The 23,828-nt window shown below is 65.7% G+C and carries 22 protein-coding genes; 6 read left to right on the top strand and 16 right to left on the bottom strand.

Translation table 11 applies throughout. The features are described 5' to 3' along the window. Positions 1–507 precede the first annotated feature (507 nt). Positions 508–1,401, top strand: a complete 894-nt coding sequence (locus tag QRQ56_RS07975; protein WP_438738961.1) for a DMT family transporter — start codon at positions 508–510, stop codon at positions 1,399–1,401. Positions 1,402–1,404: 3 nt separating this feature from the next. On the opposite strand, the gene QRQ56_RS07970 is transcribed toward QRQ56_RS07975, so the two are convergent. From QRQ56_RS07970 to QRQ56_RS07960, 3 genes are all read right to left on the bottom strand, one after another. Next, complete coding sequence (locus QRQ56_RS07970; RefSeq protein WP_438738960.1) at positions 1,405–3,645, bottom strand: CHASE3 domain-containing protein; 2,241 nt, start codon at positions 3,643–3,645, stop codon at positions 1,405–1,407. After that, positions 3,642–4,058: a response regulator gene (locus QRQ56_RS07965; RefSeq protein ID WP_438738958.1), complete on the bottom strand. Its 417-nt coding sequence runs from the start codon at positions 4,056–4,058 to the stop codon at positions 3,642–3,644. Before QRQ56_RS07965 ends, QRQ56_RS07970 begins: the two co-directional genes overlap by 4 nt. A gap of 245 nt (positions 4,059–4,303) precedes the next feature. After that, positions 4,304–4,939, bottom strand: coding sequence for a BA14K family protein (locus QRQ56_RS07960; RefSeq protein ID WP_438738956.1), 636 nt, complete (start codon positions 4,937–4,939; stop codon positions 4,304–4,306). A gap of 244 nt (positions 4,940–5,183) precedes the next feature. Here QRQ56_RS07960 and QRQ56_RS07955 point away from each other — a divergent pair, with 244 nt between their 5' ends. Continuing rightward, positions 5,184–5,591 (top strand): NADH:ubiquinone oxidoreductase subunit NDUFA12, encoded by a 408-nt coding sequence (locus QRQ56_RS07955; RefSeq protein WP_438738954.1) that lies wholly within the window; start codon positions 5,184–5,186, stop codon positions 5,589–5,591. Positions 5,592–6,246: 655 nt separating this feature from the next. Here QRQ56_RS07955 and QRQ56_RS07950 read toward each other — a convergent pair. Further along, on the bottom strand, positions 6,247–6,948 hold the full coding sequence (locus QRQ56_RS07950) for a DJ-1/PfpI family protein (protein ID WP_438738951.1): 702 nt from the start codon (positions 6,946–6,948) through the stop codon (positions 6,247–6,249). Positions 6,949–7,043: 95 nt separating this feature from the next. Between QRQ56_RS07950 and QRQ56_RS07945 the strand changes: the two genes are divergently transcribed. Continuing rightward, complete coding sequence (locus QRQ56_RS07945; protein ID WP_438738949.1) at positions 7,044–7,982, top strand: GlxA family transcriptional regulator; 939 nt, start codon at positions 7,044–7,046, stop codon at positions 7,980–7,982. Between the two features lie 472 nt (positions 7,983–8,454). On the opposite strand, the gene QRQ56_RS07940 is transcribed toward QRQ56_RS07945, so the two are convergent. Further along, entirely contained in the window at positions 8,455–9,474 is a 1,020-nt protein-coding gene (locus QRQ56_RS07940; RefSeq protein ID WP_438738947.1) for a Na+-dependent transporter, read from the bottom strand. Positions 9,475–9,577: 103 nt separating this feature from the next. Beyond that, the gene (locus QRQ56_RS07935; protein WP_438738945.1) at positions 9,578–10,522 is read right to left on the bottom strand and encodes an alpha/beta hydrolase; all 945 of its coding nucleotides are present in this window, start codon (positions 10,520–10,522) and stop codon (positions 9,578–9,580) included. Between the two features lie 213 nt (positions 10,523–10,735). On the opposite strand from QRQ56_RS07935, the gene QRQ56_RS07930 reads away from it, so the two are divergent. Beyond that, on the top strand, positions 10,736–11,776 hold the full coding sequence (locus tag QRQ56_RS07930) for a DUF2155 domain-containing protein (RefSeq protein ID WP_438738943.1): 1,041 nt from the start codon (positions 10,736–10,738) through the stop codon (positions 11,774–11,776). Positions 11,777–11,812: 36 nt separating this feature from the next. Here QRQ56_RS07930 and aat read toward each other — a convergent pair whose 3' ends face one another. From aat to QRQ56_RS07880, 10 genes are all read right to left on the bottom strand, one after another. Next, complete coding sequence (gene aat, locus QRQ56_RS07925; RefSeq protein WP_438738941.1) at positions 11,813–12,493, bottom strand: leucyl/phenylalanyl-tRNA--protein transferase; 681 nt, start codon at positions 12,491–12,493, stop codon at positions 11,813–11,815. Positions 12,494–12,553: 60 nt separating this feature from the next. Then, positions 12,554–13,657 (bottom strand): sensor histidine kinase, encoded by a 1,104-nt coding sequence (locus tag QRQ56_RS07920; protein WP_438738939.1) that lies wholly within the window; start codon positions 13,655–13,657, stop codon positions 12,554–12,556. Beyond that, positions 13,654–14,094 carry a response regulator gene (locus tag QRQ56_RS07915; RefSeq protein ID WP_438738937.1) on the bottom strand — a complete coding sequence of 147 codons (441 nt, stop codon included), beginning with the start codon at positions 14,092–14,094 and terminating at the stop codon, positions 13,654–13,656. Before QRQ56_RS07915 ends, QRQ56_RS07920 begins: the two co-directional genes overlap by 4 nt. Continuing rightward, positions 14,091–15,617 carry a sensor histidine kinase gene (locus QRQ56_RS07910; protein ID WP_438738936.1) on the bottom strand — a complete coding sequence of 509 codons (1,527 nt, stop codon included), beginning with the start codon at positions 15,615–15,617 and terminating at the stop codon, positions 14,091–14,093. The genes QRQ56_RS07915 and QRQ56_RS07910 overlap by 4 nt, the downstream gene beginning before the upstream one ends. A gap of 105 nt (positions 15,618–15,722) precedes the next feature. Next, positions 15,723–17,081 carry an acetyl-CoA carboxylase biotin carboxylase subunit gene (gene accC / locus QRQ56_RS07905; RefSeq protein ID WP_438738934.1) on the bottom strand — a complete coding sequence of 453 codons (1,359 nt, stop codon included), beginning with the start codon at positions 17,079–17,081 and terminating at the stop codon, positions 15,723–15,725. A 79-nt stretch (positions 17,082–17,160) separates the two neighbouring features. Beyond that, positions 17,161–17,652 (bottom strand): acetyl-CoA carboxylase biotin carboxyl carrier protein, encoded by a 492-nt coding sequence (accB, locus tag QRQ56_RS07900; RefSeq protein WP_438738932.1) that lies wholly within the window; start codon positions 17,650–17,652, stop codon positions 17,161–17,163. Between the two features lie 35 nt (positions 17,653–17,687). Next, positions 17,688–18,155 carry a type II 3-dehydroquinate dehydratase gene (gene aroQ / locus QRQ56_RS07895; protein WP_438738931.1) on the bottom strand — a complete coding sequence of 156 codons (468 nt, stop codon included), beginning with the start codon at positions 18,153–18,155 and terminating at the stop codon, positions 17,688–17,690. Between the two features lie 256 nt (positions 18,156–18,411). Next, positions 18,412–19,230 (bottom strand): DUF1236 domain-containing protein, encoded by an 819-nt coding sequence (locus QRQ56_RS07890; protein ID WP_438738930.1) that lies wholly within the window; start codon positions 19,228–19,230, stop codon positions 18,412–18,414. A gap of 226 nt (positions 19,231–19,456) precedes the next feature. Then, a complete protein-coding gene (locus tag QRQ56_RS07885) occupies positions 19,457–20,224 on the bottom strand; it encodes a DsbA family protein (RefSeq protein WP_438738928.1) in 768 nt (255 codons plus the stop codon). A 125-nt stretch (positions 20,225–20,349) separates the two neighbouring features. Then, positions 20,350–21,750 carry a M48 family metalloprotease gene (locus tag QRQ56_RS07880; protein ID WP_438738926.1) on the bottom strand — a complete coding sequence of 467 codons (1,401 nt, stop codon included), beginning with the start codon at positions 21,748–21,750 and terminating at the stop codon, positions 20,350–20,352. A 192-nt stretch (positions 21,751–21,942) separates the two neighbouring features. Between QRQ56_RS07880 and QRQ56_RS07875 the strand changes: the two genes are divergently transcribed. Beyond that, positions 21,943–23,130, top strand: a complete 1,188-nt coding sequence (locus QRQ56_RS07875; protein ID WP_438738924.1) for a pyridoxal phosphate-dependent aminotransferase — start codon at positions 21,943–21,945, stop codon at positions 23,128–23,130. Positions 23,131–23,219: 89 nt separating this feature from the next. Next, on the top strand, positions 23,220–23,777 hold the full coding sequence (locus tag QRQ56_RS07870) for a biotin transporter BioY (RefSeq protein ID WP_438740110.1): 558 nt from the start codon (positions 23,220–23,222) through the stop codon (positions 23,775–23,777). The last annotated feature ends 51 nt before the right edge of the window (positions 23,778–23,828 follow it).

The following is a 23,828-nucleotide window of genomic DNA, read 5'->3' as shown; positions in this document are numbered from 1 at the left end:
CTTCCGAGCCTGTTGCCGGCCCGTTCTGGCGCCCGAAGAGTCAGCCCTTCGCAGGCAGACAAGCCCTCATCCGCTGCCTTTGGCTGGCTTGGCGGAGTTGAGATTTGCGAGACCCTTTGGGGGAGTGCCGGCGGGACGCAAACTCACTCGCGCCGAACGGATCGAAAACTAGGACTCTCCATTGCGCCCGTCAAGAACTAGTGCGGGTTCCTGAATCAAATACTAAATATGGTGGATTGCGGGGGATAACAGGGGTCTTGGCCGCGCCTGTTGTGGAGGCAAGTATCAGTGAGTCCTCAGGGATTCCCAACTGAAAAAATTTGCATCCCGTGATGATGCGGGAGCTTCATCCCACTGTTCACAGGGCAGGTATATTTTTGGGCGGAGGGATTGCGTCAGCAGGACTCACGTAGTGGTACGGAATGAGAGAGCAGGCATGCCCGCCGAGGTGGTGGTCGGGCGCGCGAATCCGCGTCAAGCTGAGCGCGATTTTGCCGGACCTCCCTCATGCTTGATTCGACTCGCCCGGTGCGGACGCGCATCGCCCCGGCCGGCCTGATGTTCCTCGCCATCACCTCGATCGGCTGGGGTTTCAACTGGCCGGTCACGAAATTCCTGATCTCGGAGCTGCCCCCGCTGACCCTGCGCGGGGTGACCGGCGTGCTTGGGGCCATTCTTCTTGCGCTGCTGGCGCTGGTTCGCCGGCAGAGCCTGCGGGTGGACGCCGCGACCTGGCCGCGCCTGGTCACCGCCGCCGTGCTCAACGTCACCGGCTGGATGGTGCTGATGGGCCTGGCGCTGCTCTGGCTGCCGGCGAGCGAGGCGGCGCTGATCGCCTATACGATGCCGGTCTGGGCCTCGATCATCGCCTGGCCGGTGCTGGGCGAGCGGCCGACGCTGATCCGCACCCTGGGGCTGGTGATGGCCTTTGTCGGCCTCGCCTCGATCATGGGCGGCAACGGCATCGCCGCGAGCGTGGAGAAGCTGCCGGGAATCATCATGGCGCTCTGTGGCGCGCTCGGCTTCGCCGTCGGCACGGTCTTCTCGAAGAAGTACCCGATCCATCTGCCGCCGATCACGGCCGCGGCCTGGCAGATCGGCATCGGCTGCCTGCCGATCTCGATCATTGGCCTCCTCGTCGAGACCTCGCATCTTTCCAAGGTGACGCCGGTCGGCTGGTGGCTGCTGGTCTATTCGACCGTGGTGCAATTCTGCATCGCCTATGTCAGCTGGTTCGCCGCACTCGCCCGGCTGCCGGCCTCGGTCGCCGCGATCGGGACGATGGCGGTGCCCGTGATCGGCGTGGTGGCCTCTGCGATCGCGCTTCACGAGCCGCTCGGGCCGGGCCAGATCGCCGCGCTGGTGTTCACGCTGGCGGCGGTAGTGCTGGCGACGCGGTGAGGCTCAGCCGCCCAGCGCCTTCCTGATCATCTCGGCGAGCTGGTTGCGCCGGTAGGGCTTGGTCAGCAGCATCACGCCGTCGTCGAGCTTGCCGTGGTGGACGATGGCGTTGTCGGTGTAGCCGGAGGTGTAGAGCACCTTCACGCCCGGCCGCAGCTTCGCCACCTCGTCGGCGAGCTCGCGCCCGCTCATGCCGCCGGGGATCACGACGTCGGTGAAGAGCAGGTCGAATTTCTGGCCGGCCGTGATCAATTCCAGCGCGACCTTGCCGTCGGGCGCGGCGATCGTCTTGTAGCCGAGGCTCTGCAGCTGGGCGGTGACGAAGTTGCGCACGAGATTGTCGTCCTCGACGACGAAGATGGTCTCGGCGCCGCCCTCGACCGGCGGCGTGGCCGCGGCCGCGATCTCCGTCATGCCTTCGCCCGGCGGCAGATAGAGCTTGATCGTGGTGCCGTGGCTTTCCTCGCTGTAGATCTTGATGTGGCCGCCGGACTGCTTGACGAAGCCGTAGACCATGGAGAGGCCGAGGCCAGAGCCCTTGCCGACCTCCTTGGTGGTGAAGAACGGCTCGAACGCCTTGTGCTGTGTCTCGATCGACATGCCGGTGCCGGTGTCGCTGACCGCGAGCATGACATAGGGGCCGGCCGTCACGTCCGCATGGGCCTGCGCATAGGCCTCGTCCAGCACGACGCGGTGGGTCTCCAGCAGCAGCTTGCCGCCGTTCGGCATGGCATCGCGCGCGTTGATCGCCATGTTGAGCACGGCATTGGTGAGGCGCGAGGGATCGATATGCGCGGTCATCGGCCCCGGCTCCAGCACGGTCTCGATCTGGATCTGCTCGCCGAGGGTGGGGCGCAACAGCTTCGCGATGTCCGCGATCGCGGCGTTGATCTCGACATTGCGCGGCTGCAGCGGCTGCCGGCGCGCGAACGCCAGCAAATGCTGGATCAGCTCGGCGCAGCGCTCGGCGGCATCGTCGATCAGCCGCGCGACGCGCTGCAGCTCGGGCTGCTGCTTCAGGCTCGCCACCAGCGTCTCGGTGTTGCCGGAGATCACCGTCAGCATGTTGTTGAAGTCGTGCGCGACGCCGCCGGTCAGCTTGCCGATCGCGTCCAGCTTCTGCGACTGGTACAGCTGCCGCTCGGTTTCGCGCGACATGGTGGCATCGTGATAGACCAGCACCGCGCCGGAAATCTCGCCTTGCCCGTCCAGCATCGGCCGGCCGCTGATCATGAGATGACGCGGAGCGTTGCCGCTGTGCGGGCGGACGATCATCTCCATGTCCTCGAACTTCTCGCCGCGCAGCACGCGCGTCGAGGGCAGTTCGGCGGGCTTGAGCGGCGTCACGCCGTCGCCGTGAAACACGTCCGACATCGCGCGCAGATTGCGCAGGTTCATGCCGGTCCGGTGCAGCAGCATGCGCTCGGCGGCCGGATTGGACAGCAGGACGTTGCCGTCGGCATCGATGACCAGCACCGCCTCCGCCATGCTGTGAAAGGTGCTCTGGAGCACGTTGACAGAGAGGCGCAGCTCGTCATGCGCGGTGACCAGATGCTCGGTGCGCTCGGCCACCGCCGCTTCGAGCGCCTGTTTTTGGGCCGTGGTCTCGCTCAGCGTGCTCTGCAACTGCCCCGTGGCGCGCCGGCTCTCGCGCATCACCAGGGCGACCAGCAACAGGATCAGAACGGCGCCCGCGACATCGATGCCCAGCAGCACGATGCCGGTGCGGCGGGAATCCTGGGAGCGCGCGGCGAGCATGCGCTCCTCCTCCGCGCCGAGCTGGTCGAGGTTGCTCATCACCGTGTCCATGAGGCCGCGGCCCTCGGCCTTGCCGTTGAGCGCGGCAATACCGGCGGCGTCGTTCGCCGCGCGTAGGCGCATCGCTTCCGCGGCGATCTCGACCCGGCGCAGCGCCAGCGGTTCGACGCCCTCCAGCCGCGTGACCTGATCGGGATTGTCGCGCAGGCCGCGCTTCAGCTCGGCGAGGGCAGGCGCGATCTGGCCGTGTACGGTCTCGAATTCGGCGCTGAAGGCCGGGTTGCGGTAGAGCTCGTAGCCGCGCGCGGCGCTCTCGGCGCGGCGCAGCAGCACGCGCAGGTCGGAGATCTTCTTCTGCACCTGGACGGTCTGATTGACCCATGCCGCATCGGTCCGCGACTTCACGTCGAGGGCGATCGAGGCTGCGGTGATGATCAGGAGGATGGCAAGTCCAGCACCGAGAATGATGCGCTGCGTGGGAATCAAGGGGCTTCTTTCTTGTCCTTCGGCTGTGCGCTCTCGCCCGCGAGGCATTCCCGGATCGTGGTCAGCAGTGTTTCCGGCGTGAACGGCTTGCGCAGGCAGCGCGTGGCGCCGAGCTCGAGCGCCATGCGGAGGAAGTCGGGGGAGGGCGAGGCGGATGACGCGAAGGCATAACCGGACATCGCGATCAGCGGAGTAGCCGGTGCGCGCTCATGAAAGATGCGGATGGACTCGAAGCCGCGCATATGCGGCATGAAGATGTCTACCAGCATCACCTCGAAGGTCTGCGTTTCAAGCGCAGCCAGTCCTGTTTCACCACCGTCGGCAAGCGTGACCTCGAAGCCCTGACGTTGGAGGAGGACCTCGATGGTCGCGCCGACCATCGGATCGTCATCAACCACGAGAATACGCGGCATGACACTTCCCAGTAGATCGAAGTCCCCACAGCGTTTGGTGATATCCGCGAATCGTAGCTCCGGTCAATTTTGGATTGGATCAGGGTAGATATGCACGGTGCGGTGAATACAGGTCCGTTTCCTTCGACTTGTGCGGATGATCGCAGGTTTCGACCGAGTCCTGGCGCCATCTGCGAGCTGCACGTGAGGCGCGAAAAAAGGCGTCGCAACGTTGCGACGCCTTCCTTCAAACGTATCAGGCGAGCTTACGGGCAGGGATGCCGCTCGCCATCATAGCCGAGATAAGTGCCCGAGGCCGGGTCGTACGATCGATAGCGCTGCGCGCAATAGGCTGAGGAATCGCCGCCGCTATCGGGGACCACCGCCACTGACGGCTCATCATAGTAGCTGTCGCTGTAGTAGGAGGGGTCGTCATAATAGCCGCCGCCGTAATAGGCGTACGAGCCCAGGCCGCCGACGGCTGCGCCGGCCGCGAAGCCCGGCCAGAAGCCGCCGCGCCGATGATGATGCCAACCACCGCCGCTCCAGTTTCCGCCGCTGCGGCCTTGCCAGGTGCCACCGTTGGCGGCTGCGAAGTTGCGGGCTACGCCGCCGGTGAAGGTCGTGCCGCCGCTCGGACGGACCGCCGCTCCGGCCGCGAAATTGCCGCCGCCTGCGCGGAAGGCCGCACCGCCGCCGCCCATCCGTGCGCCGCCGCCGAAGCCGCCGCCACTAAAGCGGGCGCCGCCACCGCCACCTCCGATATGCGCACCGCCGCCGCCGCCGCCGAAATGCGCGCCGCCGCCACCACGACCACCGTGGCCCTGTGCGAAGCTCGGCGTTGCCAGCGGGAGAACCAATGCCACCGCCGCAGCGGCACTCAAAACTTTCAGACTTTTCATGAGTAGACTCCTTTCCCGAAACCAACCTTGGGAATGGGCCGGGGTTCCTGGGATCACGCCGGTTTGCGCGTAAACGGAAGGCTCGCTCGCGGCCGCTGTACCGGGCATGAACGGATCGCGTCCGATTTGCGGCGGCGGTAAATTCCCGAGATGCGCATTTGTGGGGGGCTCTACCGCCGCCGCAGAACTGGACATTTCGCCGCCCGGATGGCATCAGGGCCGGACGAAGCAGGGCCCTTGCCGCATGAAACAGTTCTTCCTCAAGCTCTTCACCTGGTGGAATGGCCAGACGTTTGGCACCCAACTCTGGACCAGCCGGTACGGGGAGCTGGTCGGTCAGGACGAGCAGGGCAATCTCTACTATCGCACCCGCGGCGGGGTGGTTGATCCGACCCTGGGCTTCGAGCGGCGCTGGGTGGTCTATAACGGCTACGCCGAAGCGAGCCGGATCCCGCCGTCCTGGCACGGCTGGATGCATCATATGGTCGATGTGCCGCCGACCGAGGCCAATTATCAGCCGCGCGAGTGGGAAAAGCCGCACCAGCCGAATCTCACCGGCACAGCCATGGCCTATCGTCCGTCGGGGTCGACCCTCGCCAGCGGTAAGCGGCCGAAGGCGACCGGCGACTACCAGCCCTGGACGCCTGGCTAGGCTCTCCGTCCTCCATCGAATCCGGATCGGTCGGTTGGATGCACTCGCATCCGACTCACTCTGCTGTGGACAACGGGAACAGCGGGGATTCCGTCTGCGCGGACATTGCCGCCACGCCAGCGATGCGGCTCAATGATCCCATCTTGCGGAGATGGGAGACCATCGCGTTCGGTTCGGGCAACAGTTCGCGACTGCCCCGAAATGCAGCGGCTGCCGAGTAAGGACTCGATCGGGAGATAGGCCCCCGGTCTGGAAGCTCCGAAATCGCCCGATGGAATGTGCAGCCATCGTAAGACAGGAAAGGCCGCTCGGGAAACCGGGCGGCCTTTTTCTGTTGAGGATGTCGCGCGCAGCTGCTCTGTGGATCAGCGTAGCACGCCGCACCGCGTCCGGTACGGGGGAGCGGATGCTGCTCTAACCTCCGTCATTGCGAGCGCAGCGAAGCAATCCAGACTGTCTCCGCGGAAACAAATCTGGATTGCTTCGCTGCGCTCGCAATGACGTGGGGGGAGCGAGCGCCCCGGACGCAGCGCAGCGTCTCTTCGACGGTGCGCTGCACGGCCGGGGCCCACGGCGCAGCAATCCGCGCCTCCTGGGTCCCGGATCTGCTGAGCGTCACGGCGTGCCGCACCGCATCCGGGACACGAGGTCCGCGCTACGTCATCCGCTCGGCCGCGCGCTTCACTGCTTCCAAACGTCGCGTCTGGTTTTGCGCACCGCGCTCCCTGAGAAGAGCCAGCACCTCGGCGGACGCGGTGTCGGGTGAGCCTGAATTGAATGGCGGGGCGGGGTTGTATTCCATCTGAAGCTGGATCGCTTCGGCCGTGGTGCGGTTGACGAGGATCGACACCAGGGTCAGCGCGAAATCGATGCCCGCGGTGACGCCGCCGCCGGTGATGCGGTTGCGGTCAACGCAGACGCGCGTTTTCGTCGGCGTCGCGCCGAACTGGCTGAGCATCTCCATCGCGCTCCAATGGGTGGCGGCTCGGTAGCCTTTCAGCAGGCCGGCGGCGCCGAGCGCCAGCGATCCCGTGCAGACCGAGGTCACGTATTTCGCACCCACGGCCTGCTTGCGCAGGAAGCCGAGCACCTCCTCGTCATCGAGCAGATCGTTGGTGCCGCCGCCGCCGGGCACACAGATGACGTCGAGCTGCGGGCAATCGGCAAACGTCGTGGTCGGCGTCAGCGTGAGGACGGAGTCGCTCGGCACCGGTTCGATCCGCTTCCAGATCAGATGCAGCTTCACGCCCGGCACCATCGCGAACACCTGCAGCGGGCCGGTGAAGTCGAGCTGGGTGACGCGCGGAAATACCAAAAGACCGATCTGGAGGGGGGACGGCGCGGGCAAATCGTTCATGGGCAGATCCTCCAAAGATGAGCTTGACGGACGAAGACTGGCATGCTGCCTTCGTGTCTCAAATGGCATAATTCCCACTATTTCGGACATGGCCCATGATCGGCATCCTCATCTTCCCGGATTTCCAGTTGCTCGATGCGGCAGGTCCCATCTCCGTGTTCGAGGTCGCCGCACGCTGTGCCCGCAAGCCGCTCGCGCTGCGCGTGCTGGCTCTGAACGCGGGGCCGGTGCGCAGCTCATCCGGCGTGGAGATGATGGCGCGCGATTTCAAGTCGGCGAATGCGATCACGACATTGGTCATCGCTGGCGGCGCAGGCGTCACCGACGCAGCGCGCTGCGAGGCCACGCGCGCCTTCGTGCAGCGGCTGGCCAAGCGCGGCGTGCGGATCGCCAGCGTCTGCTCCGGCGCCTATGTGCTGGCCGAGGCCGGCCTGCTCGACGGCCGCCGTGCCACCACGCATTGGGGACGCACGCGCGATTTCGTCGCGCGCTATCCCAAGGTGAAGTTCGAGCCGGACCAGATCTTCACGCGCGACGACAACGTCTGGACGTCGGCCGGCATCACCGCGGGCATCGACCTTGCGCTCGCCATGGTGACCGAAGATCACGGCGAGGAGATCGCGCAGGAGGCCGCGCGCCACCTCGTGCTGTATCATCGCCGCAGCGGCGGCCAGTCGCAGTTCTCCTCGCTGCTGGAGTTGAAGACGCCGAACGGCCGCTTCGGCGCGCTGCTGTCCTGGGCGCGCGAGAATCTCGACACCAGGCTGACGGTGGAAGATCTCGCCGATCGTGCCGGCATGAGCGCGCGGCATTTCGCCCGTGCCTTCGCCGCCGAGACCGGCACGACGCCGTCGAAAGCGATCGAGCGGCTCCGGCTCGAAGTCGCACGCGAGCGCGTACAGTCCTCGCGCGAGGGCATCGAGCTCGTCGCGGAGGCGACCGGCTTCCGCGACCCCGAGCGCATGCGGCGCGCCTTCATCCGCGCCTTCGGCCAGCCTCCGCAGGCGCTGCGTCGCGCGGCGCGGGCGGGATAGGGCGGTTTGGTCTGCGGCGCCACGATGAGAGGAATGGCAACGATAGTCGGGAGTGTCCGCTTTGCGCCAAAGCCGGACATTGTAGATACCGTTTAGTATTCAAGTGGTGCGGTGGAGTTGGCGCACGTCAGCCAGAGCAGGTATCGTCGTTGGTGGGAACTCGGTACACCTCTTGTGGAAGCTGTTTGTACTCGCCCGTGGATATATCGAGTGGCAGCCCTTTCCATCGCAAGATGCCGACACCAACAGCTGTGCTGAAGACGATTCCGAACAGTCCTGTAGAGAGAATTTCTTGAGCGGATTTGCTCATCAAGAACATGACCAGAATGGCCCCAGGTACACTCCATAGGACAATGGACAGAACGTAGGGCAAGCGAGACATTGAGGTCCCATTTCGCTAGTTGTGCAACAAGTATGGCACAACCCTGGACCCGGTGTCCATCCGACCCTATGGCGATCATCCTCAGCGAAGTCAGAAAGGGGCATCCCTTGTGCGGCCTTCTGCAATTTCCCTTGTCGCGTTCGCCCGCCCCGTCAGCCGCCGCGCGATCGGCATCATCATGTAGGGCGCGAGGTGAATCGGAAACTGCGTCATCGCGAAGTAGAGCCAAGTCGTGGGCGGCAATGCGCCGGCGGTCGCGGCCAGCATCAGGCCGAGATTGCGCTGTGACACCATCAAGCCGAGCGCCAGCGCGCGCTCCGTGCCGATGCGGCGGAACAGCAGCGTGGTGACGGCGAGCAGGGTGAAATAGATCGCGAAGGACAGGGCGGCGAGGCTGAGGGTGAAAAGCGGCTGGGCGAGGAGGTCGCTGACGACATCGCCTATGATCGCGGCGGCGAAGATGAAGAGGATGACGATGTTGAGCCCGTCGATCGGCGCCTTGTGACGCTGGATCGCCTCCGCGCCAAACACCCAGCGGATGATCGTGGCGGCCAGCAGCGATGTCGCGAGGATGCCGAGCAGTTTCAGGCCGAGCGTCATTGGCGTGACGCTCAGCATGTCGCCGAGGAAGAGGCCCGCGAACAGCGAGGCCGTGAAGGGCACCAGCGCGGTCGAGGTCACCAGCGTGATCAGCACGAGCGTGGCATCGAGACCCATCAGTGCGGCCAGCGCCGGGGATGCCATCATCGGCGAGGCCATGCTCTGCAGCATCAGCGCAAGCGAAAGCCCGGGGGCGCGCGCGGTGAGCCCGCTTGCGTGCGCGATCAGTCCGACGATCAACGGCACGCCGATCGTGGTCCAGGCCGTCGCCGTTGCAACCAGCGCCGGCCGGCGCAGGTGAGCATAGAGGGCGGCCAGATCGACCCGCATGAAGGAGATGCAGAGGAGGCAGAGAATGGCTTCGGTCAGATAGGGCCGAAGCAATGCACCGAGCGGCGGTACCGCGGCCGCGATGAACACGACAGCGGCCACCGCGCGCGTACCCTGGCTGCCGAGCCAGGTCAGGACGCGCAGCGGCGGGGCGAGGGCGGTTGTGAGGATGGACGTCATTTCACCGAGGGGCGGTGCGCAGCCCGGATGAGCGCAGCGATATCCGGGACAAATGTTGGCGTGCGGCGAGAGTGGTCCCGCATGTCGCTATCGCTCATGCGGGCTACAAGGCCTTCAGCCACGCACCGATCTCGCCGACGGCGATATTGGCCTGTTGCAACAGCTTGCCCATGGTGAAGAAGCCGTGGAACTGGCCGGGATAGTGCTTGTATGTCACGGGCACGCCGGCCTGCTTCAGGCGCGCGGCATATTCGTCGCCTTCGTCACGCAGCGGATCGGCGCCGGCGGTCAGCAAATAGGCCGGCGGCAGGCCGGCGAGGCTTTGCGCGCGTGCCGGCGAAGCGCGCCAGTCGTGGATGTCGGCGGTGCCGTTGAGATAGTGATCGCGGAACCAGCGGATCACCGAATGCGTCAACAGCACGCTGGTCTCGGGCTCGCTGTGGGAGCCGTGGGTCATGGCGAAATCGGTCGCCGGATAGATCAGCAGCTGGCCGGCCAGCGCCGGGCCGCCGGCGTCCCGCGCGGCGAGCGCGACGACGGCGGTGAGATTGCCGCCGGCGCTGTCGCCGCCGATCACAAGGCGCGTGGCGTCGATGCCGAGTTCGCGCGCGTTGGCGGCGATCCATCTGGTGGCGGCAATCGCGTCATCGGCGGCGGCGGGAAACTTGTGCTCGGGGGCGAGGCGGTAGTCGACCGAGATCACGATCAGCGCGCCGGCGTCGGCGAGCTGGCGGCAGACGACGTCGTGGGAGTCGAGATCGCCGATCACCCACCCGCCGCCATGGAAGAACACCAGCGCAGGCGAGAGGCCCTCGTACTGGCGCGGCTCGCTGGGCACGTAGAGGCGGGCAGGGATGGCGCTGTGCGGTGCCGGGATCGAGAGCGGCGTGACGCGGGCAAGCTCCGGCGCGTCGGGATTGGTGGCAAAGCGCGCCTGCGCATAATAGGCGCGGGCTTCATCCGCGGTCAGGGTCTCGTAGGCCGGGCGGCCAGCCTCCTGGAAAGCCCGGTACACGGCGGCGGCATCGGGATCGAGCACGACAGGCATGGGGGCGACCTCGGGGTGTTTCCAGTCGGGGTGGGGATGGGGACGTCGTTTTCGGGGCAATGCCCGCCTCGCGCCCCAGGGAAGGGGCTTCGACTATCCCATTCAGCGGCCGGTCTGGCCAGACGCGGCCGGGAAGGGCAGGGTTGCCGCCCTTCCCCCGCCGTATTCGCCGTGTTAACCGGAGGGCCTGCGAGCGGCGGTATCCCCTGTAGAATGTCCAACAAGCCCGATTCGCTGTTGAAGCCGCGCGAGATGTTTCGAACCATTACTCTGACAGGTCTTGCGGCGCTTTTGGCCGCCACAGCACTGACGGTTGCGACGCCGGCTCAGGCGCAAATCGGCACGATCTTTTCCGATCCGCCGCCGCTGCGGCCCCCCGGCAACATTCCCCGCGGCCAGCCGCAGCCGCAGCAGATTCCCGACGATGACGAAGAGGTGCCGGAGCTGCCGCCGCAGGGCCGCGTGCTGCCGTCGCGCCCGATGCCGCCGCCTCAGGGACGGCAGGGCAATGTGATGCCCGGGCCGGTCGAGAGCCAGCCGCTGGCGCCGCCGCCGGGCTCTCCCGTTGCTCCGCCCAACCAGCCGCCGCCCGTGGCGGTCGCGCCGCCGGGTGCCGCCCAGCCGGGCGCCCCCGGGCAGCGCCAGCCGCAGCAGAAGGGCGGGCCTGCCGGCGCCGTGCCGCAGACCCCGGCGAGCCTGCAGCCGGGCGACGAGGTCGTCACCGAGCCGCCGGCCCAGAAGATCGTGAACAAGAAGGCGACCTTCTCCGGCCTCGACAAGATCACCGGACGCATCATCAATTTCGACGAGGAGATCGGCGAGACCGTCCAGTTCGGCGCGCTCAGGGTCAAGACCGACGCGTGCTACACGCGGCCGGCGACCGAGGCCACGAATACCGACGCCTTCGTCGAGGTCGACGAGATCACCCTGCAGGGCGAGGTGAAGCGGATCTTCTCGGGCTGGATGTACGCGGCAAGCCCGGGCCTGCACGGCGTCGAGCACCCGATCTACGATATCTGGCTCACCGACTGCAAAGAGCCGCAGCAGACCATCGCGACCGCGGCGCCGGACCCCGCGACCAAGCCGGCACCGCCTCCGCCGCCTGCGCAGAAGAAGGCCGCGCCGAAGCAGGTGCAGCAACGTCCGCCGCAGCCTCTGCCGCCCATCCAGTCGCAGCAACCGGCACCACCACCGCCGCCTCCGCCGCCGGAGCAGCGGCCGGGCCTGTTCGGTATTCCCGGGTTTGGCCGCTAGGCCAAATCCCGCGGGTTTGCAGCCGGTCAACCTGGACTACTGCCGCGCGGCGATGATCTCGAGCGCGCGTGCGCCCGGGATCGCATCTCCCGACGACAGCCGCAGGAAATCGCCGGGCTCGCCGGCGAGCGCCTTGTCGAGCAGCGCGGTGTAGCGCCTTCGCGGGATCTCGACCGCGCCGAAGCTCTTCAAATGCTCGGTGACATATTGGGTGTCGAGCAGCTCGAAGCCGCCATGGATGAGCCGCGCGACCAGATGCACCAGCGCGACCTTGGAGGCATCGCGCGCGGTGTGGAACATGCTCTCGCCGAAGAACGCCCGTCCGAGACTGACGCCGTAAAGTCCGCCGACGAGATCCTCGCCCTGCCAGGCTTCGACGCTGTGGCAATGGCCGAGCTCGTAAAGGCCGCCATAGAGGTCGCGGATGCGGTTGTTGATCCAGGTGTCCTCGCGCCCGGTTTGCGGCGCGGCGCAGCCCGCGATCGTCGCCTTGAACGCGGTGTTGACGGTCACGCGGAATACGTCCGAGCGCACGGTGCGCGCGAGCCGCGAGGCGACGCGAAATCCGTCGAGGGGGATGACGCCGCGAAGCTCCGGCTCGACCCAGAACAGGGTCGGATCCTCGGCGCTCTCCGCCATCGGGAAGATGCCGCAGGCATAGGCGCGCAGCAGCACGGCCGGGGTGATTTCAGACGAAGCGGAGTCGCGCGAAGTCATGGTCCGCAATCATAGCAGGATCGCGATGCGGTTGCGATGGGGCGCAGCCAAGCGCGACGGTCAGCCTGCGGCGGCGGTGTTGGGCTTGCCGAGGCTTGCGGGCAAGCGACCGAATTTCAGCACGATCCGGGTTCCCGAATGCGCGGGATCGCGCTCGACCGAGGCATCGAGCTTGGAGGCCATGGCCGCGACGATGCGCTGGCCCATGCCGGTGGAGCGCGGATCGGCCTTGACGTTATCGCCGACGCCGTCGTCGGTGATCGACAGCAGGAGATCGTCGCCTTGCGAGTTCAGCTCGACATGGATCGGGCCGGCGCCGTCGGGATAGGCGTATTTGACCGCGTTCATCACCAGTTCGTTGACGACGATGCCGACGGCGACCGCGCGGTCCGGATCGATCTCGATCGGTTCGGCCTTCAGCGTCAGGCGCGACATCCGGTTACCTTCGGCCGAGCGGCGGAGATCCTCGAGCAGCGAGTCCAGATACTGGTTCAGGACCACGCTCTTCAGGTCCTGCGAGGTGTAGAGGCGGCGATGGACCTGCGCGACCGCGGCGACGCGGCCCATCGCATTGGTCAGGGCCGCCTTGACCTCGTCCTGCGCGGCGGAACTCGCCTGCAAATGCAGCAGCGAGGCGATGATCTGGAGCGAGTTGCCGACGCGGTGGTTGACCTCGCGCAGCAGCATCTCGCGTTCGGCGGCAAGGGCGGCGTAACGGTCGCGCGAGGCATGGATCTCGGCTTCGGCTTCCTCGCGCGCCTTCTGCAGTTCGGCCTGCCGCAGCGCGCCTTCGCAGGCGACATGGAGCAGGGGGATGAAATCGCCGGTGACGTCCTTGACGAGATAATCGGAAGCGCCCGCCTTCAGGGCGGTGACGGCAATGCTGGAATCCTGCGAGGCCGTGACGAACACCACCGGCGGCGCGCCTGATATCGCCATGATCTGCTCCAGCGTCTCCAGGCCGTCGAGGCCGGGCATGTACTGGTCGAGCGCCACGACATCGATGCCGCCCTCAGCCCCGGCGCGGCGGATGCGCTCCAGGCCTTCCTCGCCGCTCGCGGCGTGCATGACCTGGTAGCCGCGGCGCGTCAGGCCGCGTTCGACCAGGCGCGCCAGCGCACCGTCGTCGTCGATGTAGAGCAGGGTTGGCGTGCGCTGGTTCATGGGGCGGCGGGCGGGACCTGGATGACCGAGAAGAACAGGCCCAGCTGCCGGATGGCATTGGCGAAATTCTCGTAGTTGACGGGCTTGGTGATGTAGACGTTGCAGCCGAGCTCGTAGCAGCGCTTGATTTCCTGGCTGTCGTCGGTGGTGGTCAGCACCACCACGGGCGAGGCCTTCAGATATTTGTTTTCCTTGATCTGCTTCAGAATGTCGATCCCGGTCATGTCGGGCAAATTGAGATCGAGCAGGATCAGGAGCGCGTTGCCCTTTTGCACGAGCCCGGAGCCGTCAGCGCCGAACAGATGCAGCATCGCGTCCGTGCCGTTCTTGAAGGACACGATCTCGTTGTTGACCCCCGACCTGCGGATGTTGCGCTCGATCAGGCGGGCGTGGCCCTCGTCGTCCTCAATCATGATGATGGTGACAGGCTGGGTCATCGATCAGAGTTCCGGTTGTTCACATTCCAGGCAATCGGCAGCGTGATGGTAAAGGTGCTGCCCGCGTTCAGTTCAGATGATACCGACATGGTGCCGCCGAGGCGACGCACAAGTGCACGTACATGCGCCAGCCCAATGCCTTGGCCAGGCTTGTCCTGGGTTCCGGCCCGGCGGAACAGGTCGAATATCCGCTGGTGATCCTTGGCGTCGATCCCGCGGCCATTGTCGCTGATCTCGAAGATAGCGTAGCCGAGCTTGGTGCGCCCGCGGACTCTAATCTCGCCGGGTACGCCGTTTTTCAGGTATTTGATGGCGTTGTCGATCAGATTGGAGAAGATCTGCTCCAGCGCCAGCCGGTCGCTCACGATATCGGGCAGCCGCTCGACGTGAATCTCGGCCTGCGCCTCCGACGCCTGGTGCGCCAGCGTCGAGACGATGGCCTCGATCAGCTCGCCAGTGTCGACCTTCACGGGCTGGAATTCGCGCCGGCCCTCGCGGGTGAGGTTGAGGATGGCCGAGATCAGCCGGTCCATCTTGGCGATCGACGTCTTGATGAAGCCGAGCGCTTCGGAAAAATCCACCGAAAGCTGTTTGTCGGCCCCCTCGAGCGCGATCTCGCCGGCCCCTGTTGGGGCCAGCGGCGCGCCATCCGCAGAGACATGAGCGAGGCTGCTGATGCGGCGGAACATGTCGCCGCTGAGCTCTTCGAGCTCGCTGGTGAAGCCCATGATGTTGACGAGCGGCGAGCGCAGATCGTGGCTGACGATATAGGCAAAACGCTGGATCTCGTCGTTGGCCTCGCGCAGATCCGCGGTGCGTTCGTCGACGACCGACTCCAGATTGACGTTGGCATCGCGCAGGCGCGCTTCCGCCTCGTCCCGGGCGCGGGCCGAGCGCCGCACCAGCCAGGTCGAGATCAGCGCCAGCAGCACCACGAGGCCGGAGCCGATGCCGGTCATCGAGGCGGCGAACGTCTGGCTGCGATCGGCATTTTCCGAGCGCAGGCGGAATAGCCGCTCTTCCTCCTGGATCATCGCGTTCGCGATCTTGGCAATCGTGGCCGTGGCATCGGTGGACACGACTTCGCGGATCAGCGCGGCCGCCTTGTCGGGCTGGCCTTGGCGGATGAAATCCATCTCCTGCGCGAATTGGCCGAGGCGGGTCTCGATCGCCGCGCTCAGCCTTTCGACGTTCTCGCGTTGCGCAGGATTGTCGCCACTCTGGCGTGTCAGCTTGTCGAGCGCGGGAACGATGGCCGCAATGGCCTTTTCGTGGTCGATCCTAAAACTCTCGGCCTGAGTGAGCAGGAGGCCGCGTGCCGAACTTTCTGCGCGTCGGACTTCCAGCAACAGGGCGTTGATCTGGTTCTCCACCTCGATGGTGTGAACCACCCATTTGTTGTCCTCGCGCGCCTTGTTGACGAGATAGACCGAGCCGGCGCTGATGCCGGTCAGAATCAGAAGGCCCGCCGCGATCAGCAGGATCTGCCAGAATGCACGCCGTCGTTGGGCTGCGGCCGTCACGACGGCCTCGCTCTGTCACATTCAGCGGAAGTCAAAACGCCCCCTTGGAACTGTCCCCGCGTCGAGAACGCGATGGAGGCCAAAGGGTTCCATGGCAAAAGCGATTTATCGGGGGGCGGGTTCCGCCTTGCCGGCCAAGTACTGTTCCAGCCAGTGGATGTGGTAATCGCCGTTGATGATGTCGTCCTCCCGCACCAAGGCGCGGAACAGCGGCAGCGTGGTCTCGATGCCTTCGACCACCATCTCGTCCAGTGCCCGGCGGAGCCGCATCAGGCATTCGGCGCGGGTTTTGCCGTGGACGATCAGCTTGCCGACCAGGGAATCGTAATAGGGCGGGATCGTGTAGCCCTGGTAGACGGCGGAATCGATCCGCACTCCCAGTCCGCCGGGCGGATGGTATTGGAGTATGCGGCCGGGCGAGGGCCGGAAGGTCTGCGGGTGTTCCGCGTTGATGCGGCACTCGATGGCGTGGCCGATGACCTGGACCTCGTCCTGCCTGGCCGGCAGGTCGCCGCCGGCGGCGATGCGGATCTGCTCCAGCACGAGGTCGATGTCGGTGATGCTCTCGGTGACGGGATGCTCCACCTGGATGCGGGTGTTCATCTCGATGAAGTAGAACTCGCCGTCCTCGAACAGGAATTCGATGGTGCCGACGCCGAGATATTTCATCTCGCGCATGGCCTTCGCACAGGTCTCGCCGATCTTGGCGCGCGCGGCGGCAGCCAGCACGGGCGAGGGACCTTCCTCCCAGACCTTCTGGTGGCGGCGTTGCAGCGAGCAGTCGCGCTCGCCGAGATGGATCGCGCCGCCGCGGCCGTCGCCCAGGATCTGGATCTCGATGTGGCGCGGCTTCTGGAGATATTTTTCCAGGTAGACGGAGGCATCGCCAAAGGCGGATTTGGCCTCGTTGGCCGCCGTCGACAGCGCCACCTGCAGGTCGGCCTCGCTGTGCGCGACCTTCATGCCGCGTCCGCCGCCGCCGGCCGCAGCCTTCACCAGCACCGGAAAGCCGATCTGCTTGGCGATCGACATGGCGTCGTCATCGGGGCCGACGGCGCCGTCCGAGCCGGGCACCACGGGAATGCCGAGCTTCTTGGCGGTCTTCTTCGCCTCGATCTTGTCGCCCATCAGGCGGATGTGCTCGGCCTTAGGACCGATGAAATGCAGATTGTGCTCGCCGAGGATCTCGGCGAAGCGGGCGTTCTCGGACAGGAAGCCGTAACCGGGATGAACGGCGTCGGCGCCGGTGATCTCGCAGGCCGCGAGCAGCGCGGGCACGTTGAGATAGCTGTCCTTGGACGCGGGCGGCCCGATGCAGACGCTCTCGTCCGACAGGCGCACATGCATGGCGTCGGCGTCGGCGGTGGAGTGCACGGCGACGGTGGCGATCCCGAGCTCCTTGCACGCTCTGAGGATGCGAAGGGCGATCTCGCCGCGATTGGCTATGAGGATTTTGTCGAACATGGTGCCTCGGGGCGAATGGGGAATAGCGAATGGCGAACAGGGAGGGGTAACCGATAGCTACCCGCCATTCGCCAATTCCTCACTCAATGATGACGAGCGGCTCGCCGTACTCGACCGGCTGGCCGTCCTCGACCAGGATCTGCGTCACCGTGCCGGCGCGCGGCGAGGGGATCTGGTTCATGGTCTTCATGGCTTCGATGATCAGCAGCGTCTGGCCGACCGAGACCTTGCTGCCGACCTCGATGAACGGCTTGGCGCCGGGCTCCGGTGCCCAATAGGCGGTGCCGACCATCGGCGAGGTCAGGGCGCCGGGATGCTTCGACAGGTCGGGGCCCGCGGCGGCGGCCGGCGCGGTGGAAGCCGCCGGAAGGGCGGCGGGAGCTGCTGCCATCTGCATCGGCATGGTCGCGGCAACGCTGACGTTGCGGGCGACGCGCAGGCGCAGACCCGCGCGTTCGATCTCGATCTCGGTGAGGCTGGTCTCATCGAGCAGCAAAGCCAGCTCGCGGACGAGCGCGGAATCCTCGCTGGAAAACTTTGCGGCTGCTTTGTCGTCTGGCTGGCGCGCCATGTTGTTTGATCCGAATGTTCTGTTTGAGAGGGGGCTCAGGCTTTGGGCTTGATGGCAAGCTTGGCGGCAAGGCCCTGGATGGCGAGACGGTAACCCTCGATGCCGAAACCGCAGAGCGAGGCGAAGGCCGCGCGTGCGGTGTAGGAGTGGTGACGAAAGCTCTCGCGGGCGTGGATGTTGGTCACATGCACCTCGACCGTCGGGATCTGCACCGCGAGCAGGGCGTCGTGCAGCGCGATCGAGGTGTGGGAATAGCCGCCGGCGTTGATGATGATGCCCTTCATCTTGCGCGCATGCGCCTCGTGGATGAAGTCGATCAACTCGCCCTCGCGGTTGGATTGCCGGCAATCGGCCTTGAGGCCGAACGTCGCCGCGGTCTCGCGGCACAGCGTCTCGACGTCGGCCAGCGTCGCGTGGCCGTACTTCTCCGGCTCGCGCGTCCCCAGCATGTTGAGGTTCGGCCCGTTGAGGACGAGGATCGTGTCGGTTGCAGGTTCTGCCATTCCAATCCCGAAAAGGTGCTCGGCGTGGCGGGGTTATAGGTAACAAAGCGCGTGAGGGGAAGCCTTGAAGGGCCTCAGGGGCGGGTTCAGCGACCTCATCCGGTGCGTAAAAACCTGTGTGGAAACCACGGAAATTGCTTGTTAACCAGTCCAAAGGATGGCTGGGCGGCCGAGCCACGCCGCCGGGACCGGGCGGTAGACCAAAAGCCCCTGCCGATCTCTCAGCAAGGGCTCATTTGGTGGTCAGCGAAGCGGCTTAGCCCTCGATGATGTAGACGATCTCGCGCGTCTGGGGACGGACGATCACGTACTGACCGTGGACGAAGATCACCTCATAGCCACGCCACTCCGGGTAGATCTCGACGATCCGGGGCGGAAGCGGATGGAAGTGGACCGAGGCCGGGACCGCGGTGCCGACCGAGATGTTGAAGTTGACGTTGGTCGTCTCTTCGATCTTGGTCGACTTGATCGCGGTCGAGATCTGGGAGCGCTTTTCGGCCGGCGGCGCGGCCGCCGTCGCGGGGGCGGTGCCGGTCGTGGTCTGGGACTTGTCGGTCGTCGCCGCGTTGTTGGTCTTGGCGGCGCCGCCGGCCTTGTTGTCCTCGGCCTTCATGTCCTTGCCAGACTTGGCGGGATCAGACTTGGTGGTCGAGTCCGAGCTCATGCTCTTCGACTTGTCCTGCGCACCCTGGGCGTGCTCGCCCTTCATGCCGGCCTTGTCGTCAGCCGCGTTCTTGTTCATCGTGCCGGACTTGTCCATCCCGCCGGACTTTTCGGCGGCACCGGATTTCTCCATCGCGCCGGACTTTTCCATGCCGGATTTTTCCATGGCGCCCGTGGATTTCTCAGCCGCGCCGCCGGCCTGGCCAACGGTGCCCTTGTTCGGGCTCATGGTATCGCGGCCCGTCGCGCCGCCGCGCTCAGCGGCGCCGCCCGAAGGCTGCGAATGCTGCATTTGCTGCGTGCCACCGGCGCCGCCGCCGCTGTCGCGGCCCATGGTGCCCTGTGCGTTCGCCAGACCGGTGCCGGCGACGAGGGCGGCTGCGGCGACCGAGATCATAAAGCGGTTCAACATCGAATTTCTCCTCACGTGTTTATTTGCGTCATTGCCCGCGCCGACAACGAAAGGAGGTTTGAGTTGTTCCGGAACTTCGTCTGTTCCGCGGCATTTGTTTGTTGAATGCCAGATGAACGATTTGGCACGAAAAAGACTTGGCCCGAATACGCCAAGGTTCGGTGCAATAAAAAAGGCCGGCTGTTGCAGCCGGCCCTTTGGTGCTTTCAGTATCGGAAGCGTGTGATCAACAGGTCGCCTTGCCGCAGCGGGCAATGCCGATCTTTTCCTTGAGGCCTTCGACGCCGACCGCGCCGATCACGATCTGCTTGCCGATGACGTAGCTCGGCGTGCCGTTCATGCCCATCGCTTCGGCGAGCTTGAAGTTCTCCTCGATGGTGGCGCGCACCTCGGGGCTGCTGATGTCCTTCTCGATCTTCGCGGTGTCGAGGCCGGCTTCCTTGGCCGCCTGGAGCGCGCGTGCCTTGTCGGCGGCACCGCGGCCGCCGAGCAGCTTCTGGTGGAAGTCGAGATATTTCTTGCCGGTGGGATCCTGCATGCGCACGGCGACGGCGACTTGCGCCGCTTCCACCGAACCCTGGCTCAGCACCGGAAATTCCTTCAGCACCACCTTCAGCTTCGGATCGCCCTTCATGATGGTGAGCATGTCGTCCATCGCGCGCTTGCAGTAGCCGCAATTGTAGTCGAAGAACTCGACGAAGGTGACGTCGCCGTCCTTGTTGCCGAGCACGACCTGGCGCGGCGAGTTGAAGATCGCTTCCGCATTCTGCGCGACGCTGGCCTCGTGCTTCTGCGTCTCGGCCGCGGCCTGACGCTTGCTGAGCTCGGTCATGGCCTCCTCGAGCACCTCGGGATGGCTGACCAGATAATCCTTGATGATCGCCTCGATGTCGCGGCGCTGGCTGTCGGAGAAACTGTCAGCCGACGCGGGCACGGCTGCGCCGAACAGAGCGAGCGCGAACAACGCAGGAGCAAGCAGGCGCAGCGAAGGCATAGGCAAATCCTCTTATCCAAAGCAGGTTTCGAGAAACGTCCCGGTGGACTCTCGCCTGGTGGCGTGTTGCGGTGCCGGGCGTCGTTTGGTCATCCAATTGCGTGGCGGCCTGGCCGCCACGGTGGTCAATTGCGCGGTGGCTTGGCCGCCACGATGTCGTCGGCCTTGACCCATCCGGGCGTGCCGACGGCGAAACGGGTTTTCGCGCGCGTGGCGAGCTCGCGGGCGGTCTTGTTGTCGCCGCGGAGATAAGCGGCCTGCGCCGAGGCGAGATCGGCCTCGGCATATTCTCCCTTCCGGCCATAGGCCATCGCGAGCTGGGTATAGCCGAGGGCCGCCTCTGGCTCCCGCGCCACTGCGGCGCGGAGAATCCGAACGGCGTCGTCGGTGTAGGCCTTATTATCGGCTCCAACCAGAGCCTGCCCAAGTAACATCTCGATGAGGGGTGAATTGTTCGAGAGTGCGACAGCCTTACGCAGGGCAGGGATGGCCTCGGCCGGCTTGCCGCTTTCCAGCAGGGCCTGGCCGCGCACCTCGTAGAAGTACGGGTTGTTCGGCTGGACCTGGATCAGCGCGTCGATCTGGGTGAGTGCGCTGCGCAAATCGCCGTGCAAATAGGTGCTGATGGCGCGGGCGTAACGCGCCGGCATGCTGTCATTGGTCTGGGGATAGCGGCGGTACACCGTCTCGGGCCGCTCCATGAAGGCGGAAATCTTGGCGCGCACCATGTCGTGGCGGAGCTGGAGCGCGGCGTCGTCCTTCTTGTTCCAGTAGGGGCTGGAGCTGGCGAACTCCTGGAGCGCGGCGACGCGTTCGGCCGGCATCGGATGCGACTGCAGATAGGGATCGGCGCCGCGCGCTGCGAACAGGCTCTCGCTGGTGAAGCGCTTGAAGGTCTCGTACATGCCCTTCGGCGATTGCTGGGTCGCGGTCAAGAATTTCACGCCGGCGCGGTCGGCGTTCTCCTCCTGCTGGCGCTGGTAGGACAGCAGCGTCCGGCGGATCACCTCCTGCGGGGCGGAGATCGCGGCGGCGCCGGCATTGGCGAGCCCGTTGTTGCCGGCGCTGCTGCGCTGGGTGCTGCCCGCGGCGATCGCGCCGGCGCCGAGCAGCATCGCGATGATCATCTGGGTCTGGGCGGCGGCGAGCTGTTCGCGCAGCTTGGACAGATGGCCGCCGGCCAGATGTCCGGTCTCGTGCGCGAGGACGCCGATGATCTGGTTCGGCGTTTCCGATTGAAGGATCGCGCCCCAATTGACGAAGATGCGGCGGCCGTCCGCGACGAAGGCGTTGAACGAGCCGTCGTTGAGGATCACCATCTGGATGTTCTGCTTCTCCAGACCCGCGGCGCGCAGGATCGGGCGCGTGTATTCGCGCAGCAGCTGCTCGGTCTCGGTGTCGCGCAACACCGGCGGGCCCTTGGACTGCGCGTGCGCGGCCGAGAACGGCGTCAGCGCGATCGCCGCGGCCGTGACGAGGGCGGTGAGGGCGGAGGCCTGCTTGCGCAATGCGATCTGAAGCGACATCAAACGGTCTTGGTCAAACGGTCTGGACTAGCTGTTTCGTGATTGGTTTTGGCGATTGGCGGCGGACCGGATACGCGATATGCCCTTGCGAGCCTTACCCCTTATGAGCCGTACAATGCGGCCAGTCTGGGGCGCAAGCGCCCCGTTTCCCGGGCCGGACGCATCGGCCCGCCAGCGAAATAGCAGAAATCGATGCACGATGCGACCTTGAGGAACCGGTTGGGGCAGTGGCTCACGCCCTCCCGCCGCAGCGATGTTCCCCCCTTTATGGTCATGGACGTCATGGCCGCGGCGGCCCGAATCGAGGCCGCCGGGGGCCATGTCATCCATATGGAGGTCGGCCAGCCCGCGGCCGGGGCGCCCAAAACCGCGATCGCGGCCGCGCATGCGGCGCTCGAGGCAGGGCGGATCGATTATACCTCCGCGCTCGGCATCCCGTCCTTGCGCGAGCGCATCGCGCGCCATTACCGCGATGCCTATGGCTGCGACGTCAGCCCCGAGCGGATCGTGGTCACGACCGGCTCCTCCGGCGGGTTCATCCTGGCCTTCCTGTCGATGTTCGAGCCGGGTGACCGCGTCGCCGTGACGGTGCCGGGCTATCCGCCTTATCGTCACATCCTCACCGCGCTCGGCTGCGAGCCGGTGCTGATCGAGACCACCGACGAGACGCGCCATGCGCTGACCGGCGAGGCGTTGCTCGCGGCCCATCGCAAGACGCCGCTGAAGGGCGTGTTGGTCGGCAGCCCCGCCAATCCCACGGGGACGATGATGTCGCGCGAGGCGCTCGCCGGCCTGATCATCGCGGCGGAAGAAGCCGGCATCCGTTTCATCTCCGACGAGATCTATCACGGGCTCGATTACGCGTTTCCGGCGGTCACCGCGGCGGCGCTCTCCGAGCATGCCCTCGTGATCAACTCGTTCTCGAAATATTTTTGCATGACGGGCTGGCGCGTCGGCTGGATGGTCGTGCCCGAAATTCTGGTCCGGCCGATCGAGCGGCTGCAACAGAATCTCTCGATCTCGGTGCCGTCGCTCTCGCAGATCGCTGCTGAAGCCGCTTTCGACGGCGCCGCCGAGATGGAGGCGATCAAGCATGGTTATCAGGAGAACCGGCGGATCCTGATCGAGGGATTGCCGAAAGCCGGCCTCAGCAACTTCCTGCCGGCCGATGGTGCATTTTATCTCTATGCCGACGTCTCGAACTTTACTTCCGACAGTTTCGAGTTCGCCAAGCAGATGCTGGAGCAGGCGCGTGTCGCGGCCACGCCGGGCGTCGATTTCGATCCCGTTCACGGCCGCTCGTTCATTCGCTTTTCCTATGCGCGCTCACCCGAAGAAATGCGCGAAGCAGTTGACCGGATCGCTCACTGGCTTAAATAGCCGCCAGTTTTCGACCACATCCGGAGCTCATCTTGTCTGACCGATCTGTCCCGACTGCCGCCGCGCCGCATTTTTCCCTCGCCGCATTGATGTGGCCGACCCGGCCGGGCGAAACGGTCGGCAGCTTGCGCGCTGTCGTTCTGGTTGCGCTCGGGAGCGCCTTGATGGCGCTGTCAGCCAAGGTCAACCTGCCGCTGCCTTACGTGCCGATGACGTTGCAGACGCTGGTGGTGCTGATGATCGGGGCGGCCTATGGCTGGCGCCTTGGCAGCGCAACCATGATCGCCTACCTCGCCGAAGGCGCGCTTGGTGCGCCGGTATTTGCCGGCCCGGTGGGTGGAATTGCACCCCTGGTCGGCCCGACCGCGGGCTACCTGTTCGGTTTCATTGCGGCGGCTTTCGTCACCGGCTGGCTCGCCGAGCGCGGCTGGGATCGCAGCGTGCCGTTGCTGTTCGCGGCGATGGCCGTCGGCCATCTCGTCATTCTGGCCGCCGGCTTCGGCTGGCTGGCGTTCGGCCTTGGGCTCGGCGCCGCCAAGGCCTGGCAGGTCGGCATCGTGCCGTTCATTGCGGCTTCGCTGGTCAAGAACGCGCTGGGCGCGACGTTGATGCCCGCGGCGCGCCGGCTGATCGAGCGCCGCCGGTAAAGCGCGCAAGGAGTTCGCGGTTCCAATTGACAGGGCCGGCCAAGTTGATCT

The organism is Bradyrhizobium sp. U531, from assembly GCF_051710265.1.
Taxonomy (GTDB): Bacteria; Pseudomonadota; Alphaproteobacteria; order Rhizobiales; family Xanthobacteraceae; genus Bradyrhizobium.
The sequence above is the reverse complement of the archived record's forward strand: the minus strand, read 5'-3'. Positions and strand labels throughout refer to the sequence as shown.